Here is a 19,762-nt window from a genome sequence, read left to right on the forward strand (position 1 = left end):
CTCAGCTTAGTTAAACAACTACACATTTAAATAAAAACGCTGCCCTGCAGATTGAATGAAATAGCCTTGCTCATCAGCTTGTGCTATTTCTTCAGCCCACTGATAAAATACACTTCTCGCTATTCGTGCACTACATCCATTTGGTAATTGTAAATAAGGTATGTCATTGCCTTGATAGTTTTGCATTACCAATGGTAAATCAGCACTGACCAACCACGTTCTTTCTATGTTGTCACGACAACACAGTACTGTGCCTTGCGCTGTCTGCTCCATGTGCCATGCAATAATATTAAAAGGCGCATCAATAACTGTAATTGCGATTTTCTCAACGGGTGTTTTTAAGTAAAACTGACCTTGCTCTTTACATAATACGCTAGCAAATAGCTTAACCATTGCACTGCGTGTTATCTCGCTACCTGCATAATGCCATTTGCCTTGCGCATCAATAACAATGGGCAGCTCCCCACAATGAGCCGGTTGCCAACTATCAAACGGTTTGCTTGGCTGACTCAATTGGGCAGCCAACTCTTTGAGTGAGATCACTGTTTTTTAAGTGTAAGTGTAAACGTGACGGGTACTGCGGTTGCTATAGAGGGTAATCCAGCTAACTTTTGTAACTGTGTAATGCCTTCAGTCACACTAAAGTCAGCGGCATTAATAATCACAGGTGTAAACGAACTTACCGTCATATCGCCGTTTTCTAATACTGTCACTAATACATCAATGTTCAATGTTTTTGTTTGACCATGAAAATTCAGCTCTGCTTTTTTTCCTTCAAGAAGGTGCAAACCTGGCTTTAGTATTTTTACTGCGCTTGATAAATCGGCGCTAAGTGTCGCAGCAGGAAATTTAGCAACCTTAAAAAGCAACTGACTCATGCGCTCGTTACGAATAGGAATAAGCGTTTCAACTGAATTAAGGTCTATTTCTAATTTAAATTGACCTTGCTCCAAAAGCTCACCCGTTAATGCCTTAAAGTGATGCGCCTCAGCAATTGAATTACTTTTAATTGATACAAAACTAACTTTACTATGCTCGTTATCAAGCTGCCAATCTGCATGCGCAAAGCTGGCTGAAAATAAACTAGTGAGTGATAAACCAATAATCGCAAATGACTTAATCATGACGCAACTCTTTAAAAATGAAAATGAGTCTTAATAGTATCACTTGCATTATTAAGTGCAATCAACGTCTTGATAATTAACATCTAAATAACAAAAAAACGGCCCCGCAAATTAATGCGGGGCCGGCATAGCAAACTGGGGAGAAGCTATCAATACGTTGCACCCTTTCGAGTGCATCATCAACAGGATGTCCTACAGGATGAGGACGGCGCGGACTTTACCAAACTAGTTCACATAAATAAACTAAATACACAGACGAATTGAAAGAATTGATAAACATATAACTAATCCTACAAATTATATTTCAATTTAACTTAAAATTAACATTGATAAAGCGGTGATAATTTGCTCTATTGGGAATAATAGAATAAAAGCTCCACACCATTTTACTGCCCAGCGCAATTTAATAGTGTGATTATAAAACACACAAAAAGAGTACTCTTAATGAAAAAAATAATCGTTCTATCTATTTGTAGCTTATTGTTTATTTTTAGCTCTGCAGCAAGTGCAGGTTATACCCAAACTAAATACCCCCTCGTGTTAGCACATGGGATTATGGGTTTTGATGATGTATTAGGGATTGATTACTTCTATCGTCTACCAACAAATTTAAGTAAAGATGGCGCACGCGTTTATGTCACTTCGGTTTCCTCTGTAAATAGTTCTGAGCAACGAGGTGAACAATTATTGCTGCAAGTCGAGCAAATAATGGCATTAACAGGGGCGAGTAAAGTTAATTTAATTGGCCATAGTCAAGGGGCTCAGAGTATTCGTTATGTAGCATCTATTCGCCCAGACATTGTAGCTTCAGCAACCAGCGTTGGAGGCGTTAACTTTGGTAGCCCTGTTGCAGACGTTGTTCGTCAAGGTCTTACCCCCGGCTCAAAGCTTGAGGGAGTAGCCAAAACAGCATTCAATGCTTTTGGCGGGTTAATAGCCTTACTTTCAGGTAATAGTGGTTTGCCACAAAATGCGGTGGGTGCACTTGAGAGCTTAACCACTGAAGGTGCACTCGCGTTTAATCTAAAATACCCTGAGGGTTTGCCTGCATCACAATGCGAACAAGGCCCTATGCAAGCAAGTAATGGGGTTTACTATTTTTCATGGAGTGGGACGCGTACACTTACTAATATTTTTGACCCGTCAGATGCCGCATTAGCAATCACATCACTCCTTATCCCTGGGGACGATGATGGGTTAGTATCTCGTTGTAGCAGCCACCTTGGTTATGTTTTGAAGGACAACTACAAAATGAACCACCTTGATGAAGTAAATCAGATGATTGGCTTTCATCATATTTTTGAAACTGACCCATTAACGGTTTACCGCCAACATGCGAACCGTTTAAAAAGAATGGGCTTATAGAGTATGTCTCGCTCATATCGAATAGGACTTGTGGTAATCACCACAGTCCTTGTTGTTAGTTACTTTCTCTACCCCGCTGAAAAACGAGCCTCCTTGCCAGCTGTAACAATACCCACAGCGGTTGACGACATATTTGAACACGTTATTTTAGCTGAGCAAGAACGCGAGCATTTTAATATTGAACAAACACAACACGCCTGCACGCAAATAGTACAATGTAAAAAACATGCGGCTTTATTTACACGTTACTTAAGCTTTAAGCAGGAACTTGCTCAGTTGCAATATACGCTGATTGCGCTACCACTGTCAGAGCAATTAAAAACAATGATCGCTTTTCAAAGCCGCTTTTTTAGCGACGATGAAATCGCTTTACTATTCGATGACGACAACCAATGGCAACGCTATACGATTGCTAAGCTTGAAATTAACGAAGATGAAACAATAAGCGATGAGTTAAAACAACAGCTACTAGTGAATCTTGAAAGTGCATTACCTGAACGCCTTACTCAAGCACTAAAACCCAGCAAACAGTTACAGGCATTGAATAATGAATTTGAAAAGGCACTCATCAATTCCGATTACAACCAACTGGCGAGCGAGTTTGGTGATGCGAGCGCAACACGTTTAATCGCATTGCAGCAACAGCGAGAACAATGGCAAGCATTGAGTAAGCAATTAATCTCTCAAATAAATTTATTAAATGAGCAATATGATAAAGAACAAGCCAAACAAAAAATTACAGCTTTACTTGATGAACATTTAACACCTAACCAAAAGCGACGATTTTTGGCAATTTATCCTCGTACATAAAAAACGCGGCTCTAGCCGCGTTTTTTCACTCTGTAAACTCCTCAGAGCTTGTTTACCTATTAATGTGCTTGCTCCCAGTTGTCACCAACATCGGCTTCAACAATTAATGGCACATCTAGCTTCGCAGCTTCTGACATTAATCTACAAATTTCTACCGTGTATTTTTCAGCACATTCTGTTTTGATTTCAAATACTAATTCATCGTGTACTTGCATCAATAACTTCACTGTATTGGGTGCTTGCTCATGCACCCATTTGTGAACTGTCAGCATAGCTTTTTTAATGATGTCTGCCGCAGTGCCTTGCATTGGCGCATTAATCGCTGCGCGTTCAGCACCTTTACGACGAGCACCGTTGCGAGCATTAATTTCAGGTAAATGTAAGCGACGACCAAAAATGGTTTCAACATAGCCATTTTCAGCGGCTTTTTCTCGCGTTGATTCCATGTACTCTAATACCCCCGGGAAACGCTCAAAATATTTGTCGATATAGTGCTGTGCTTCATGGCGTGGCACATCAAGTTGACGTGCTAAACCAAAGGCTGACATACCATAAATCAAACCAAAGTTTACCGCTTTCGCTTTACGGCGCATATCTGTGGTTACATCATCTAAGTCAACACCAAACACTTCAGCCGCAGTTGCACTGTGTACATCTAAGCCTTGTGCGAACGCATTCAATAAGCCTTTATCTTGCGATAAATGCGCCATTATACGTAATTCAATTTGACTGTAATCGGCAGCGACAATTTTATAACCCTCAGCGGCTATAAATGCTTCACGAATACGACGCCCTTCTTCTGAGCGAATTGGAATATTCTGTAAATTTGGATCCGTCGAGCTTAAACGCCCTGTTGCTGTCACTGCTTGATGATACGAGGTATGCACGCGATTAGTCTGCGCATTGACCATTAGCGGTAGTTTGTCAGTGTAGGTCGATTTAAGCTTAGATAAACCACGGTGCTCAATAATAACTTTAGGCAACGGGTAATCATGCGCTAATTCTTGCAGCACTTCTTCAGCGGTTGATGGGGCACCTTTTGGCGTTTTCTTAATAACTGGCAGCTCAAGCTTTTCAAACAATAATACTTGTAACTGCTTAGGTGAACTTAAATTAAATGGTTCGCCTGCTATTTCATGCGCTTCTTTTTCAAGCTCAATAAGTCGCTCACCTAAACGCTGGCTATGCGCTGCTAGCATCTTGCTATCAATCGCTACGCCGGTGCGTTCTATATCTGAAATAACACTAATTAATGGTAATTCAATTTCTTCGAATACTGATTTAAGCTTATCGTCGGCTTCAATTTTAGGCCAAAGTACTTGGTGCAATCGTAGGGTTATATCCGCATCTTCTGCTGCATACGGCGCGGCTTTTTCAAGTTCAATTTGGTTGAACGTTAGCTGTTTTTTGCCTTTACCTGCAATATCTTCAAAGCTGATATTCTTATGACCTAAATATTTTAATGCTAAGGAGTCCATATCGTGGCGTGTGCCTACACTGTTAAACACGTATGACTCAAGCATGGTATCGAACTTAATCCCTTTTAGTTCAAAACCAGCATTCGCTAATACGCTTTTATCGTATTTAAGGTTTTGCCCTACTTTGGCTTTATTTTCATCTGCTAAAATTGGCCCAATCTTCGCCATCACAGTCTCTAAACTTAATTGCTGCGGTGCGCCGGGGTAATCGTGGGCAACGGGTAAATAAACCGCTTCACCAGCCTTTATGGCAAAGCTCATGCCGACTAACTGCGCTTGCATGTAATCTAAGCTGGTTGTTTCAGTATCAAAAGCAAATAATTCAGCAGCATTTAATTGCTCAACTAACGTATCAAGCTGTGTTTCAGTAAGGATTGTTTCATAGTGAGCGTCTACCACTTGCGGCAATTCACTCACTTCACTTGGCACGGCTAAATGAGTCTCAGCATCTTTTGGATTGTCGAGTAACTCAGCCAACCAGCGGCGGAATTCACATTCACCATATAAAGCAATCAACGCATCACGATCAGGTTCTTGTAGCTTGAACGTATCTAGATCTGATTCAACCTCAACATCACACTTTATTGTCGCAAGTTCATAACTCAATGGTAAATGAGGTACTGCTGCTGCCAGCTTTTCACCTATTTTACCTTTGATCTCACTCACATGATCTAATACACCTTGTAATGATCCATATTTTTGTAACCACTTAACCGCTGTTTTTGGTCCACACCCGTCTACACCTGGTATGTTATCAACCTTATCACCCATCAAAGCTAAATAATCAATGATCAATTCAGGGCCAACACCGAACTTTTCAACCACAGTGACGGGATCTGAAATGCTATCAGTCATCGTATTGATCAAAGTAACATGCTCATTAACAAGCTGAGCCATGTCTTTATCACCCGTTGACACTAATACGTGACGTTTTTGCTCAGAAGCAATACGTGCAAACGTACCAATCACATCATCGGCTTCAACACCTTCAATGCTGATCAACGGAAAGCCCATCGCTCTAATAATATCGTGTAGTGGCGCTATCTGAGTGCGTAAATCATCCGGCATAGGCGGGCGATTGGCTTTATATTCACTGTACATATCGTTACGGAAGGTTTTACCTTTGGCATCAAAAATCACCACCATATGACTTGGATCATACTGCTTGATCAGACTTTTCATCATATTAACTACGCCATAAATAGCGCCAGTGGCTTCGCCTTTAGAGTTTGTTAAGTGTGGCGGAGAATGATAAGCACGAAATAAATACGATGAACCATCAACTAAAATAAGTGGGTTTTCGGGGATCTGAGCCATGGTGTAATTGGATCCTAAATGAGATAAAAACTAAATAATTACAAGCATGCCATAAGGCAGTACAGAAAACGACTGTGAATTAGTTACGCAAGTAATCATTAAAAGAGTAAGCTGTGGATAACTATGTAGATAACAACCACGGAAAATTCTTCCAAAGTAGTGAAAACGACTTAGAAAAAATGTAAGTTATTGTTTTATTTAAAAAGATAATACGATGTTCTTTTTTATTATTTTATTAGCTGAATGTGGAAAAAATTTTTAAGTCTTTGTTCATTCAATCTAGTTTCTCGATTATTTTAAAGCTTCTAAATAACCGGACGAGCATTCTACCACAATGGATCAAAGATCATAGCGATCCTTTATAATTTTTTCCTATTAGCAAACTTAAAAAAAAGTATATAGCGTGCTTTTACTCCGCTTAAAGTTAATTTTAAAAGTAAAATTATTTTAAATTAACTTTCTAAGATCATCAGTGATCTTATAGAAATCACGACTACGATTAGTTAACTTGCGCTTTGGACTAGGGCGTGTGGTTGTTCCCCATAAATAGACGATAACGCATTATAAATGCCAAACATGCGCTGCCCAAAGGGTTCTTCCCAGGGGCGATTAACTCTTTGTTGCCTACACCGATGTAGGTAAGGGCGTGAGCAGGACGCGGAAGCTTTGCTCGGTTTTTACTTATTCTCACTGGATGTGAGCCAGTAGAATAACGCAGGAACAGTTATCGAGCCCGCTCGATTCCAAAGCTCAAGTTAGTTGACCATGCTAAACTGATACGACTAAAACTAAAGGAGAGTAAAGGCATGAAAAAGATAGCTGTAATTTTAGCTGGTTGTGGTGTTTATGACGGCGCAGAAATCAACGAAGCTGTATTAACTTTATTACATATAGCTAAAGCAGGCGCTAGTTATCAATGTTTTGCTCCTGATATTGATCAATTGCACACCATTAATCACCTCAATGGTGAAGAAATGCAACCTAACCGTAATGTGTTAGTGGAAGCCGCACGTATTGCTCGCGGTGATATAAAAGCTCTCACAGAGCTCACTGCAAATGACTTTGATGGCTTAATTATTCCTGGTGGTTTTGGTGCAGCAAAAAACCTATGTGATTTTGCTATAAAAGGATCTGATGCACAGGTGAATCCTCAGATGTTACGTGCTTGCCAAGCCTTTGCTAATGCTAATAAGCCAGCAGGCTATATGTGCATCGCCCCTGCAATGATCCCATTGATTTATAATACTGGCGTAAAAGCAACAATTGGTAATGATGCTAATACAGCACACGCCATGCAAAAATTAGGTGCTCAGCACGTTGGTTGCGCAGTAAGTGACATCGTAATTGATGAACAGTACAAACTCGTGAGCACCCCTGCTTACATGTTAGCGCAATCGATTCTAGAAGCAGATGCTGGAATTGAAAAGCTAGTTGGCGCAGTATTACGCATGAGCTAGCAACCATACCCGAGCCACCTCAAGATACAGAATTCAGCGTTTCACAGGGGCTTAATATCAAGGCGTTATTTTGCAACAATGGCAGTCCCTTTTAAGAAGTAACAACGATGAGAGTAAGTACCTTTAAAACACCCAGTCGGTTGTTTTTAAAGAGATTTATACTGCGTTGCTTTTATAAAAGATTGATTTTAACAATAGAACGACTATTACTTGCAACCAATGCCTTGCCTAAATCGCTTTAAATTCCAACGACGCTCGCATCTTGAGATGGTTTAGGTATAATAATTAGAATAACTTAGCCCGTTAGACGTTTAGCGTGGTTAAGTTATTCCACTATAAACTTCATCATGCCTAACGTGCCTAAAATACCAGCCAAGTCCCTTAAACCGACAAGTTCCATTGTGTCATTTCTTGCGCTAACGCAAAAAATATTGTTTTTTCATAATAAAAATCCATCGTAGCGTTTTATAAATGGTGGCTAAGCGTTATAATCGTTCTAAATTCCGTCATCTATCGTGATTGATCACGTTCAAATCGAAGTGAGCAAGGCAAAATGAAAAAACTATCAGCTGCATTATTATTGCTAACAACTACCGCATACGCACAGCCATATGATAACTCTATGACTGAAGATGCAATCAAAAAACGTATCGCACCTATTGGTGCCGTTTACTTTGAAGGCGCTAAAGCAGCAGTTGCTGATGTGCCTACTGGCCCTCGTACTGGCGAGCAAGTTTACCAAGCATCATGTTTTGCATGTCACGGTACAGGTGCATTAGGTGCACCTAAATCTGCTGACGATTGGACGCCTCGCTTAGCTAAAGGTGCTGACACACTTTTAGAACATGCTATTAATGGCTTTAATGCAATGCCTCCTAGAGGCACGTGTATGGACTGCTCTGATGATGAGATTCAAGCAGCTATTACGTTCATGACTAAATAGTAATACTTAATTACTTAGACTAAATAATGAAAGGCTGATTTTTATCAGCCTTTTTTATTGCCGAAGTATAAAAATAAAGTCTTATATCATTATTTTTCATTATCCCTTTCTAATACTATTATCCACTTGACGATTAAGCTAAAAAATGAAAATATAAGAATAATAAATATACAATAATAACAATCGGTCCTACGTTAGTGGAAGATAAAGCAGCTTTACTACAAAAACTAGAGCACAAGAATGCACGTTTAAATGCACTAGTACAGAAGTACAAGCAATCACATCACTTGCAAAATGCCCTGATACAATTATCAGAGCAAGCCAGTACTGTTGCCGAATTAAGCCTGCTCTACCCCGCCATACATAACATTTTGCAAGATTACGTACCAAGTAAAAGCTTTTATGTTGTTCTACTAAATCAATTTACCAATACACTTGAGCTGTCTTATTTTGCAGATGAAAAAGATGGTATTTCGGTGCCTCTTCATCAAGACCATAATTTTAGCTATGGGGTTACCGGTTATGTATTTAAATGCGGAAAAACCACCTACTATCAAGGTGATGAAATGCAGGCTGCTGCTGATAAAGGTTTATTCCGCGTGCTTGGTACGCCTGCGGAACATTGGGTTGGTGTGCCCGTCTACCGAGAGCAAAGCATAATTGGTGTATTAGTTGCGCAGAGTTACGATAAGCAACAAAGCTATAGCGAACAACAGATAGAGCTACTTGAAGTAATGTCGCTATATCTATCAACAGCAATCGAGCGGGTTAAAAAACGGGAACTACTCGAGTCAGAAGTAAAAATTAGAACGCGCGCACTCACTCAAAGTAACGAAGCACTTAACTTAGAAGTAGAGCAGCATAAAAAAACCCTAGAACGCCAGCATATTTTGTTTAAAATCTCAGAGCTTGCAACACAGAGTAAACACATAGAAGAAGTGTACCAACAAGTACATGAAATAATAAAATCAATTACTTATGCTGATAACTTATATATAGCCTTACATGACCGAGAGTCTGGTTGGCTGAGCTTCCCCTATTGCATTGATGAGTTTAATCACAATACCCAACCTCGTCCCTTTGCTAAGGGTTACAGCGAATTAGTGATCAGCACTGAACAAACGCAGTTAATTGATGATAAGCGAGCAAACATTCTCATTGATTCTGGTATAATTGAACGACCAACCCAAGTACCTGAATCACAGACTGCCACAAGCTGGCTCGGCGCTCCACTGAAAACAGCGCAAGGTGTTATTGGTCTTATTGTTTGCCAAGCCTATAGTAACAAACATAACTTTAGCCAAGATGACTTTGAACTAATTACATTTGTTTCGCATCAAATAGCGACCGTATTACAGGCTCATTTAGCTAACCAAGCATTAAAAGAAAGCCATCAAGATCTTGAACTTCGCGTTGCAGAAAAAACAAAAGAAATCAGCCAAACAAATATGCATTTGCATATGCAAATCGAAGAGCGCAAAAAAATAGAACAACAATTGTACCATGACGCTCATCATGATCCTCTTACAGGACTACCAAATCGTAGTTTGTTTTTAACCCAGTTAGAAAAAACATTACAGCATTATCAGCGCTACCCTGAGCAAGAGTTTGCAGTACTGTTTATTGATTTGGATAAATTTAAAGACATAAATGATCAACTCGGCCATCAGGCTGGAGATCAATTTTTAATCGGTGTTGGTGAGTCATTCTCCCAATGTATACGCGAACACGATTTATTAGCGCGATTAGGAGGCGATGAATTTGTTATCTTATTAACGCATTTAACCTGTCGCCAGCAAGCTGAAGACATTGCTAAAAGATTGATTAAAATAATGAAAAAACCATTTTGTATGAAAGGAATTTGCGTACAAAGTGGTGCAAGTATAGGCATTACATATTCAAAAAAGAATTATAAACATACCGATGAAATTATTAGAGATGCCGATGCCGCGATGTATTACGCAAAAAATGCAGGTCGTAGCCGTTTTGAATTTTATCATCCTCTGCTGAGTGTTAATGCAGCTTCAAGTCATCATGTGTTTGAATCAAGCCACCATTTAGACTCACTCCCGATGAATTTTCGCAGCTCTGAAATTGTTACCCTTAGTGAACAATATCAGTCAGAAACATTACTTGAAGCATTTGGAGAGCATCCTGTACTTGGCAGTACCAGTTTTGACATACTCAAGAAATTTGCAGCTGATAAAGCGCAACAATTAGAGGTTGAGTTACAACTACTGCGTAATGCATGCGAGCAAGCTAAATCGGCACAATTAGCGATGATTTTATTTCCCTGCTCAGGACTACTACTAGAAAAAACGGAATTTAGGGCCTTATGCCAATCACTTAAAAACTTGAATATTAAAAACCATATTTGCCTGTTATTTAACGAACAAGAAATTCGTTATGCATCGGCGGTACAAGTAAGTAACCTAAAAACTTTAAGCGAACAAGGATATTCAATTGGCTTAAATGACTTTGCCAAAGACCGTTGCGAGCTAAATTTATTGACCGAGTTACAGTTTGATTATTTATTGCTTAGCTCTACTTTTAGCAAACGTGTTTTGCAGCAAGAAAGCTACGATTTACAGCTGCAAGGCGTGTTAGCAATTACGAAAATAAAACAAATAAAAGTCATTGCAAAGGGCCCTTCAATTCTTAATTTTAGAGCCCTACTCGATACCCATGGATTATCACTTTTTGTTGGGAAACAACATGCGATAAACATTCCCCTTATAAAAAATGCTCCACTCAATAACGAACAGATACTTAATTAGCCCAGCCCTGGATAAACATACCCAAACCACTACTCTGGTTTTTTAAGCATCGCTCTTAAATTTGCAACACGAGCTTGGCCTTTTTCCATCCGCTGAGCTTGGGTATTTGGTGCCTTTCGATTCTCAAACTCTAAATCATCTTGCGGTAGTTCTTGTATAAATCGACTCAACTCGGTTTGTGATGTTTCGCCAAATTGACGACGAATTTTTGCATAGGTCATGGTCAACTCCTGTTGAGCACGGGTAATACCTACGTACGCCAAACGGCGCTCTTCATCTACATTATCCTCGTCAATACTTACTTGGTGCGGCAGTAACCCTTCCTCCATACCGACCATAAACACGTAAGGATACTCTAAACCCTTTGATGCATGTAACGTTGATAACTGCACGGCATCGGCTTCGTCTTCTTCCTCATTACGCTCTAGCATATCGCGTAAAGTTAACTTACTCACAACTTCAGCAAGCGTTAAAGGTTGATTATCAGCATCGCCGGTTAACATATCGGTGATCCAACGATATAATTCAGAGACGTTTTTCATACGCATTTCAGCCGCTTTTGCACTTGGAGATGACTCGTACAAATAGGCTTCGTAATTTATTTGTCTCACTAAATCTTTTACTGCTTCTAACGTATCGCCACGTACTGCATTATCTGAAAGCTCAACAACCCAACGAGCAAATCCTGCCAGCGAGTTCAAACCTCGTCCCTTTAAACGGTAACCCAAGTCATTATCAAAACAAGTAGCAAATAAGCTCGCATGCTTTTCATTGGCCAAAGTGCCCAGTTTTTCAAGCGTCACTGTACCAATTTCACGTCGCGGGGTATTTACGATACGTAAAAATGCGTTATCGTCATCTTGATTAACCAATAAGCGTAGGTACGCCATAATATCTTTAATTTCTGAACGTGAGAAAAACGACATACCGCCACTAATTTTATACGGTATGCGGTTACTCATGAGTGATTTTTCAAAACCACGCGCCTGATGATTACCACGGTATAAAATAGCGTAATCTTTGTAACTGGTGCGCTTCATAAATTTATGCGAGATAATTTCTGCAACAACGCGCTCTGATTCGTGCTCTTCATCACGACAACCAATTACTTTTAACGGCTCACCATTTTCTAAATCACTAAACAGCTTTTTCTCAAATTCATGAGGATTATTGGCAATCAGAATATTAGCCGCTTTTAAAACGCGCTTCACACTACGATAATTTTGCTCTAACTTGATTAACCTTAAACCTGGGTAATCCTTGCTAAGGAGTACTAAGTTTTGTGGCCGAGCGCCACGCCAAGAATAAATAGATTGATCATCATCACCTACCACTGTAAAACGCGCACGCTCACCAACTAACAGCTTAACTAATTGATATTGGCTGGTGTTAGTATCTTGATATTCATCCACTAACAGGTAACGAAACCGTTGCTGCCAGCGCTCACGCGACGTTGCATTATTGGTAAGCAGCAACGTTGGGATCATAATCAAATCATCAAAATCCAGCGCGTTGTAAGCACGTAGCTGAATTTGATAACGCGCATACAACTGTGCAAATAACGCTTTTTGTGGATCTCGCGCTTCGCGAATGGCTTGCTCTGGTAGAATTAATTCGTTCTTCCAGCTACCTATTTGCATTTTTAATAAGTTGAGTAAATCTTTGTCTTTTTTGAGCTCTTCTTCGGTTAAATCAGCAATCAGCTGGCTGGTATCTTGATCATCAAACAGCGAAAAACCTGGTTTAAATCCCAGTGTTGTTAGCTCTTTTTTAATGATTTCAAGCCCTAGGGTATGAAACGTAGAAACCCACAAGCCTTTAGACTCTTTTTTACCTAAGGTTTGAAAAACGCGCTCACGCATCTCTTTTGCCGCTTTATTGGTAAAGGTTACCGCTGCAATATTACGTGCTTGATACTCACATTTTTGTACTAAGTAAGCGATTTTATTAGTAATTACACGGGTTTTCCCTGAGCCAGCCCCTGCCAGCACTAGGCATGGACCACTAATATATTTTACCGCTTCATCTTGTTTAGGATTGAGTTTCATATCGACCAAAGAGATTGCATTAAAGACAGCCAATTTTAACGTAATCACTACAATACGCCTAGCCAATAAGGTAATATTGGTCATTATCATTTACGCGAGAGTAAGGGACAGACATGATCAACCCAGCAAAACTTGAAGAAATTGCCAAGCAAATTTCTAACAACATGCCACAAGGTGTTAAAAACCTTGCCGATACGTTTGAAGCAAAAACCAAACAAGCTATTCAAAATAAGCTTGCTGAGATGGACTTTGTCAGCCGCGAAGAATTTGATGTGCAAAGCCAAGTACTTATTCGCACCCGTGAAAAGCTAACCGAGCTTGAAGCCAAAGTTGCCTTATTAGAGCAGCAACTCACTAGCAGCAATGACAACATTGACTCGCAAGTATAATAACGCCCAAAATTATTTTTTCAGGCAGCTTCGGCTGCCTGATTTGTTTTAGCTCTTGCATTTACATCCTTGCCTATATACGATGTGTATACGTTTTATATATTGGCAAACGCATGGGCATTGTAAAAATCAGCGATCAACTCCACGAAGAAATTCGTAAAGCTAGTACCACTATGGTGCGTTCAATTAACTCTCAATCTGAATACTGGATAAAAATTGGCATGTTGGCCGAGCTTAATCCAACCATGACCTACGCCGAAATTATCAAACAACAACTCGCACATGCCAATGTAACAGTGGGAGAAAATTTACATGAGTGAGATAATTATTAAAACGCCCGCACAAATTGCACTGATGCGAGAGTCTGGTCGTTTGCTCGCTCGGGTCTTTGCTTATTTAGACGAGCAGGTAAAAATCGGCATCACAACGATGGAAATAAATGATTTAGTCGAGCGCTATATTGTTGATGAACTCGCCGCTCGCCCTGCCAGTAAAGGTCAATACGATTACCCTTATGTACTAAATAGTTCTGTAAATGAAGTTGTATGCCATGGTTTTCCTGACGCTAAACGAGCATTAAAGTCGGGTGATATTGTTAATCTAGATATTACTCTTGAAAAAAATGGGTATATCGCTGATTCCAGTAAAATGTATATGCTTGGTGAAGTCTCACCGCTAGCGCAACGCTTAGTTGAGAAAACCTATGAGGCAATGTGGCAAGGGATCAAACTTGTTAAGCCTGGAATAAGGTTAGGCGATATTGGCAACGCCATTGCTAACTTTGCCCACACTAATGGTTACAGTGTTGTTCGTGAATACTGCGGCCATGGCATTGGTGAGCAAATGCATGAAGAACCGCAAGTTTTGCATTACGGAAAACGCAACACCGGGGTAGAACTAAAAGAAGGGATGACCTTCACTATTGAGCCAATGATCAATCAAGGTGCCGCAAAGGTAAAAACCAAACCAGATGGCTGGACTGTGATCACCCGAGACAAGAAACTCTCTGCACAATGGGAACATACTATTGTTGTCACTGCTGATGGCTATGAAGTACTAACCTTGCGAGAAGAAGAGCTCACCAACGATTGTGTAGACTAAGCTAAACAATGCCCACTTTATTGGTAAATAATCAACTGTCTCACCTGAGCTTTGAAAAATTCTCGCCCGATCAACGCTTAGCTGATTGGGTGCAGTGTTATTGGAAAATTGGTGCTTCGGGCGCGCAAACAGCGCAATTGTTTGACGAAAAACTCTACCCAGATGCAGGCGCAAGCTTAACCATTGATTTTAGCCATGATACGCCAATCGTTAGTTTCACGTTCAATCGCCATACTCTTGCAAAAACCTTTTCTAATCACGATAGTCTATTAAGTATTCGCTTTGCTCCTACAGGCGCTTACCACCTACTCGGAATAGCATTGCATGACTTAGCTGAAGAGAGTTACTTGCTAGGCTATGACTTTACCCCTCGTTGGTATAGCAGTTTAATAGCATGCGTTGAAAAAATGCACAACAGCCCACTTACCAGCCAATTATACCTACTCGAACAATGGCTGCTCAACCAAGCTATTAGCAATAAACTTGCTAAAAGCAGCACGCTGCAGGTGATACAAAAGCTAATCCAGCATAAGAACTCTGCCACCGATATAAGCAAAGAGTTAGGATTAACACGGCGAACGTTAGAGCGGCGCTTAAAAAAAGAAGCAGGCTTGAGCCCCGGCCAATTGCAGCAATTTTATCGGCTCAAAACTGCGCGAGCATTACTAAGTAATAGTCACGCCTCAGTAACTGATATTGCATTACAGTGTGGTTATTATGATCATGCACATTTCACTCATTCGTTTCTCAATTTCACCTTTGAAACACCACAGCAATATCGCAAACGTAAAATATTAAGCATTCTCACCTAAACTACCCCACAATGTCGCAAAACTACAAGGCAGCAAACACATAATTACTTAATGTATAACCTCAATAACAATTCACTATTGAGGAAAAACATGGCTAATCGTCTATCCCAACAAGCACTATATACACTGATCCCACGCATTCCCAAGCACCTTATAGAACTAGGTAACGTTGATTTTTCAAAAAATAATGCGCTCAATCAAACCATCATCCACTTAGTTAAAATACGGGTTTCGCAAATTAATCACTGTGCGTTTTGTCTAAATATGCACATTAATGAAGCCAGAAAAAACCATGAAACTCAAGCTCGGTTAGATATTTTAAGTGAATGGCAAGAAGTCGATGCCTTTACTGATGCAGAGAAAACCGCATTAGCATGGAGTGAAGCGTTAACCACTATTAGTCAGGCAACTATCACCGACGAAATCTACCAAAGCATAATCAACGCCTTTGGCGAACAAGGCATGCTAGAACTAACAACTGTTATTTTGGAGATCAATAGCTGGAATAGAATAGCAGTTAGCCTAGAGTTTAAACCTGATATTTAAAATGCACATCAAACGATGGTCATACCCAAACATACTAAAACTATATTTGGGTATAAATTATAATGTACGCTTAAACACTTCGACTGAGGCATTTTGGTATTGGCTATTTACTTCATCCGCACATGTTACAACTGATCCTAAATCATGCAAATGACCATTAGCTAAACCATACACCCAACCATGAATCGTTAACTCTTGCCCGCGAGACCATGCTTCTTGCACAATATTAGTACGGCACACATTACGCACTTGCTCAATAACATTTAGCTCGATCAAACAATTTAAACGCTCTTGCTCGGGCATGTTATTTATTTGGCTAAGGAATTTTTCTTTAACATCACCAACATGACGCAACCAATTATCAATAAGGCCAAATTTTGCATCATTAAGCACCGCTTGTACGCCACCACAGCCATAATGACCAACAACCATAATATGTTTTACTTTGAGTACTTCAACAGCGTACTGCATAACAGATAAACAATTATGATCTGTATGTACTACTACATTTGCCACATTACGATGCACAAATAACTCACCCGGCATTAAGTCCACAATCTCGTTGGCAGGGACACGTGAATCAGAGCAACCTATCCATAAGTATTCTGGGTTTTGCTGCATTGATAGAATTTTAAAAAACTCAGGATCGTCTTTGCAAGTACGCTCGGCCCAGCGTTTATTATTCTCAAATAAATTTTTTAAATTTCTCATTGCATCTCTTTTTATGACGGTAAACTTGCTTGGATCAAGATATTACGTGGGGTTAATTGCTTTTCGCAAAATGTTGTCACGCTCACTTGATAACCCTGTTGCTGCAAATATAAAGCACGATCGAGCACAAGCCAAACCTCAATTGCTCTTCTAAATACATGTCGAACCAGTTCAATGCGATCAGTCACCTTTTTGCGCATTTTCCCCTTTAGTAAAAATGACTCGTAATCAATGCCTTGAGGTAACTCTAACGATTTTTTATCCGCCGCCCATGCACAAAATGCTTTAAATGAACCGGAGAAAATAGCTTTATGTACTGAAGGCACACTAACATAGCATTGTGAGCCTGTGAGAGATTTACGCAGTGCATCAAACCCTAAGCGCCATTCAACTTCTGTCTCACGTATTTTAGCCACCCGCGATGGTGCCGTAACCATTTCCTGTAGCGCTAATTTCAAATCACGATGGCATAGGCGCAGCTCGCTTTTTTTAGCCTCAACGCTCATGCCTTGATAAGTATCCTCTGTAAATAAGTGATAGCAACACGGTGAAAAGCTGATCTGCTGCGTTTTTGCAAGGCAGGCCTGATACATAAACGTTTGATGCAATCCGCCGCAGGCATGCAAAGCAACGGCATGCAGAGCTGGATAAAAATGCTTAGCAACGTTGTCTTTTAACACATCGGCCTGAGTAAATCGCATAGCCAGTCCTTGTTGTTGTGCACTTTTTTCACCTTGCTCACATAATGATTGCTGGAGTTCTATACTGTGCACATTAGAGGCTTTGTTAAATGCAAGCATTCGACCTAAATGCCCTTTCCCCGCACACCATTCTAAAATAGGTAACGCAGGCCGTGGTCGCTCAAGTGCACTGACAAAGTCTTGTAATTGTGTAAATTTACGCCCTTTAATACCATTACTTAGCCAAAAAGGATATTCATCACGATCTGTGTTTGCAGCCGTTAACTCACACAAAGAAGTAAGAGTATCCAAACCGGGTATATAGGGGCTAAAAAGTTGGTAGAGCGCATTCTGATCAGTATCCAGTTCAGCAACCTGTTCATCGCTTAATAAATCAAAAACTGGGACTAACTCAGGCCATGGTAATTCGTCAAAATCAAAAGCTGTACACTGCCAAAAATTACGGTGTGTTATTAATAGGTTATCGAGGGCTGTAAACTGCTCAGCAAGGGTCATATGATCATAAGCGGTAAAATGTGAATGTGTATATTATACGCTTTTTCTCAGCATCAGTCGTAAATAAAGCGGTATTGATAATAAAGTTAAAATAATTGCAGCGATCAACATCCAGGACATTTGTATTTCTTCAGGTCTATCATAAGAGTAGATAAACCCTTCTTTTGCGCTATTAAACACAGTCTGATCGAACTTATATAAGTCTGCGATCAATCGCCATTTAGCCATCGACATAGCGCCGAGATGAGTCCCAGGAGGTAAAATATAATCCTTTAAGACCTCAGCTTCATACGTTAATTCGCTAAGACTTTTATTAGGAGCGTAATGTTGTTGGATAACGGCAATTGACTCATCTAAATTCATCATCGCATAGCGCCACCCTTTTAAGCTCGCCTGATGAAAATTTTCCACTGTTTGTGGATGGTATAAAAGCATATTTTCGGTGGTATAAAGAATATCGCTGTAGACATTAATGCCATACTTTTGTGGGCAAATTAATCTATGTTCAACCCCCGCCTGACGCATCAAAAATGGTTCGTTAGTTACATACACCTGCATCGCATCAAGTAATCCATCAAGCCAGTCTTGGCTCCCACCACTTCCTGAATAAACGGGGAGTTTTGAAGTGTTAATACCACTGCGCTCTAGCATTACCAGTAGTTCTGCACTTTCTTTACGACTAATACTGCTAATGCGTTTATTAGCAAAATCCCTAGGATGAAAAATTTCGGAGCTTCTTTTTACCATCCAACAATACGGTGAAAATTGTAATATCGCGGCCATAGCCACCAGCGGTTTGCCATCAATTCTATGCTGTAATATTCCTGAATGGCCAACCCCAAAGTGGGCTTGTCCACCCAGTACTTTACTAAAAGTATCCGGGTTATCTGGATCCGCGGGTAAGATAGTGACATTCAAGCCAGCATCTTTATAAAAGCCTTTTTCAGCAGCCATATAATAGCCGGCAAACTGAAATTGATGGAGCCACTTCAATTGCAGTGTAACATTTTTACTGGCAAAGCTTGCTGTACTGAACAACAAAGCAGCCACACTTAGTGTTAACAACCTTTTAAATGGCAACATGCAAACCTAGCTAGGCACTTTAATTATATAACTATAGATAACAGGCTTGATAAGACCAAAAAATATGTGCAATAAACAGTATCTCGCGTTAAATACTGTTTATTGCAAAGTGCTAGGGCGTGTTGACCTTTGTGGATTGAAATTTGTTCAATCTAGGGGCGATTTAATCGCGGCGCGAGGTTTGTAACCTAGCGGGCTAAGTAAAAATCGAGCAACAAAGAGTCAATCGCCCCTAGGAAGAACCCTTTGGGCAGCGCATGTTTGGCATTTATACTGCGTTATCGCCTATTTATGGGGAACAACCACACTACATAGGCTATACCTTGCCTAAATACCAAACATACTGCTGCAAAATTAATCACGAAAGCGCAGCACGCCCTAGAGCACCGATCAGTATACATTCTAACCAGATCGACATTTGCTTCAATTCATGATCAAATAGCGTGTCTTAGCTAACGTAGTCATATCATGAAATATAATCGCCATTGGCAATGCCCTGAAGCATTGAGTAAAAAAGAAAAATTAATCTGTAGCCGTTTAAAAACACATGGCAAACTCTTCGTATTTCTTCGTGAATATCGACATGAAATTCTCAATGAAACCAT

17 protein-coding genes are annotated in these 19,762 nt (G+C 40.1%); 10 read left to right on the forward strand and 7 right to left on the reverse strand.

The features are described 5' to 3' along the window. Positions 1-18: 18 nt before the first annotated feature. Positions 19-543 carry a DUF1285 domain-containing protein gene (locus tag ACJJVX_RS19805; protein WP_405633171.1) on the reverse strand — a complete coding sequence of 175 codons (525 nt, stop codon included), beginning with the start codon at positions 541-543 and terminating at the stop codon, positions 19-21. Beyond that, positions 540-1,124 carry a YceI family protein gene (locus ACJJVX_RS19810; RefSeq protein ID WP_405633174.1) on the reverse strand — a complete coding sequence of 195 codons (585 nt, stop codon included), beginning with the start codon at positions 1,122-1,124 and terminating at the stop codon, positions 540-542. Before ACJJVX_RS19810 ends, ACJJVX_RS19805 begins: the two co-directional genes overlap by 4 nt. A 444-nt stretch (positions 1,125-1,568) precedes the next feature. On the opposite strand from ACJJVX_RS19810, the gene ACJJVX_RS19815 reads away from it, so the two are divergent. Both ACJJVX_RS19815 and ACJJVX_RS19820 read left to right on the forward strand, forming a co-directional pair. Next, positions 1,569-2,489 carry a triacylglycerol lipase gene (locus ACJJVX_RS19815; RefSeq protein WP_054204910.1) on the forward strand — a complete coding sequence of 307 codons (921 nt, stop codon included), beginning with the start codon at positions 1,569-1,571 and terminating at the stop codon, positions 2,487-2,489. A 3-nt stretch (positions 2,490-2,492) separates the two neighbouring features. Beyond that, positions 2,493-3,299 (forward strand): lipase secretion chaperone, encoded by an 807-nt coding sequence (locus tag ACJJVX_RS19820; protein WP_082379026.1) that lies wholly within the window; start codon positions 2,493-2,495, stop codon positions 3,297-3,299. Positions 3,300-3,358: 59 nt separating this feature from the next. On the opposite strand, the gene polA is transcribed toward ACJJVX_RS19820, so the two are convergent. After that, entirely contained in the window at positions 3,359-6,094 is a 2,736-nt protein-coding gene (gene polA / locus ACJJVX_RS19825) for a DNA polymerase I (protein ID WP_342883504.1), read from the reverse strand. 806 nt (positions 6,095-6,900) lie between these two features. On the opposite strand from polA, the gene elbB reads away from it, so the two are divergent. The 3 genes from elbB (at position 6,901) to ACJJVX_RS19840 (ending at position 11,271) form a co-directional block, all read left to right on the forward strand. Beyond that, positions 6,901-7,551: an isoprenoid biosynthesis glyoxalase ElbB gene (elbB, locus tag ACJJVX_RS19830; RefSeq protein WP_054204913.1), complete on the forward strand. Its 651-nt coding sequence runs from the start codon at positions 6,901-6,903 to the stop codon at positions 7,549-7,551. A 553-nt stretch (positions 7,552-8,104) separates the two neighbouring features. Continuing rightward, entirely contained in the window at positions 8,105-8,494 is a 390-nt protein-coding gene (locus tag ACJJVX_RS19835) for a cytochrome c5 family protein (protein WP_054204914.1), read from the forward strand. A gap of 197 nt (positions 8,495-8,691) precedes the next feature. Next, positions 8,692-11,271: a diguanylate cyclase domain-containing protein gene (locus tag ACJJVX_RS19840; RefSeq protein WP_054204915.1), complete on the forward strand. Its 2,580-nt coding sequence runs from the start codon at positions 8,692-8,694 to the stop codon at positions 11,269-11,271. A 29-nt stretch (positions 11,272-11,300) separates the two neighbouring features. On the opposite strand, the gene rep is transcribed toward ACJJVX_RS19840, so the two are convergent. Further along, entirely contained in the window at positions 11,301-13,319 is a 2,019-nt protein-coding gene (rep, locus tag ACJJVX_RS19845; protein WP_054204953.1) for a DNA helicase Rep, read from the reverse strand. Between the two features lie 113 nt (positions 13,320-13,432). On the opposite strand from rep, the gene ACJJVX_RS19850 reads away from it, so the two are divergent. The 5 genes from ACJJVX_RS19850 (at position 13,433) to ACJJVX_RS19870 (ending at position 16,167) form a co-directional block, all read left to right on the forward strand. Then, the gene (locus ACJJVX_RS19850) at positions 13,433-13,708 is read left to right on the forward strand and encodes a ubiquinone biosynthesis accessory factor UbiK (RefSeq protein ID WP_054204916.1); all 276 of its coding nucleotides are present in this window, start codon (positions 13,433-13,435) and stop codon (positions 13,706-13,708) included. Between the two features lie 113 nt (positions 13,709-13,821). Further along, positions 13,822-14,028, forward strand: a complete 207-nt coding sequence (locus ACJJVX_RS19855) for a ParD-like family protein (RefSeq protein WP_054204917.1) — start codon at positions 13,822-13,824, stop codon at positions 14,026-14,028. Beyond that, on the forward strand, positions 14,021-14,809 hold the full coding sequence (map, locus tag ACJJVX_RS19860; protein WP_054204918.1) for a type I methionyl aminopeptidase: 789 nt from the start codon (positions 14,021-14,023) through the stop codon (positions 14,807-14,809). The genes ACJJVX_RS19855 and map overlap by 8 nt, the downstream gene beginning before the upstream one ends. Positions 14,810-14,817: 8 nt before the next feature. Continuing rightward, a complete protein-coding gene (locus ACJJVX_RS19865) occupies positions 14,818-15,621 on the forward strand; it encodes an AraC family transcriptional regulator (RefSeq protein WP_054204919.1) in 804 nt (267 codons plus the stop codon). Between the two features lie 90 nt (positions 15,622-15,711). Continuing rightward, complete coding sequence (locus ACJJVX_RS19870; RefSeq protein ID WP_054204920.1) at positions 15,712-16,167, forward strand: carboxymuconolactone decarboxylase family protein; 456 nt, start codon at positions 15,712-15,714, stop codon at positions 16,165-16,167. 57 nt (positions 16,168-16,224) lie between these two features. Here ACJJVX_RS19870 and can read toward each other — a convergent pair whose 3' ends face one another. The 3 genes from can to ACJJVX_RS19885 are packed head-to-tail and all read right to left on the reverse strand — an operon-like array spanning position 16,225 to position 19,157. After that, positions 16,225-16,878, reverse strand: a complete 654-nt coding sequence (gene can / locus ACJJVX_RS19875; protein WP_054204921.1) for a carbonate dehydratase — start codon at positions 16,876-16,878, stop codon at positions 16,225-16,227. Positions 16,879-16,889: 11 nt separating this feature from the next. Continuing rightward, on the reverse strand, positions 16,890-18,074 hold the full coding sequence (locus tag ACJJVX_RS19880; RefSeq protein WP_054204922.1) for a methyltransferase: 1,185 nt from the start codon (positions 18,072-18,074) through the stop codon (positions 16,890-16,892). 33 nt (positions 18,075-18,107) lie between these two features. Next, the gene (locus ACJJVX_RS19885; protein WP_082355724.1) at positions 18,108-19,157 is read right to left on the reverse strand and encodes an ABC transporter substrate-binding protein; all 1,050 of its coding nucleotides are present in this window, start codon (positions 19,155-19,157) and stop codon (positions 18,108-18,110) included. Between the last annotated feature and the right edge of the window lie 605 nt (positions 19,158-19,762).

Origin of the sequence: Pseudoalteromonas sp. Ld20, from assembly GCF_045064175.1 — a bacterium.
Taxonomy (GTDB): Bacteria; Pseudomonadota; Gammaproteobacteria; order Enterobacterales; family Alteromonadaceae; genus Pseudoalteromonas; species Pseudoalteromonas neustonica.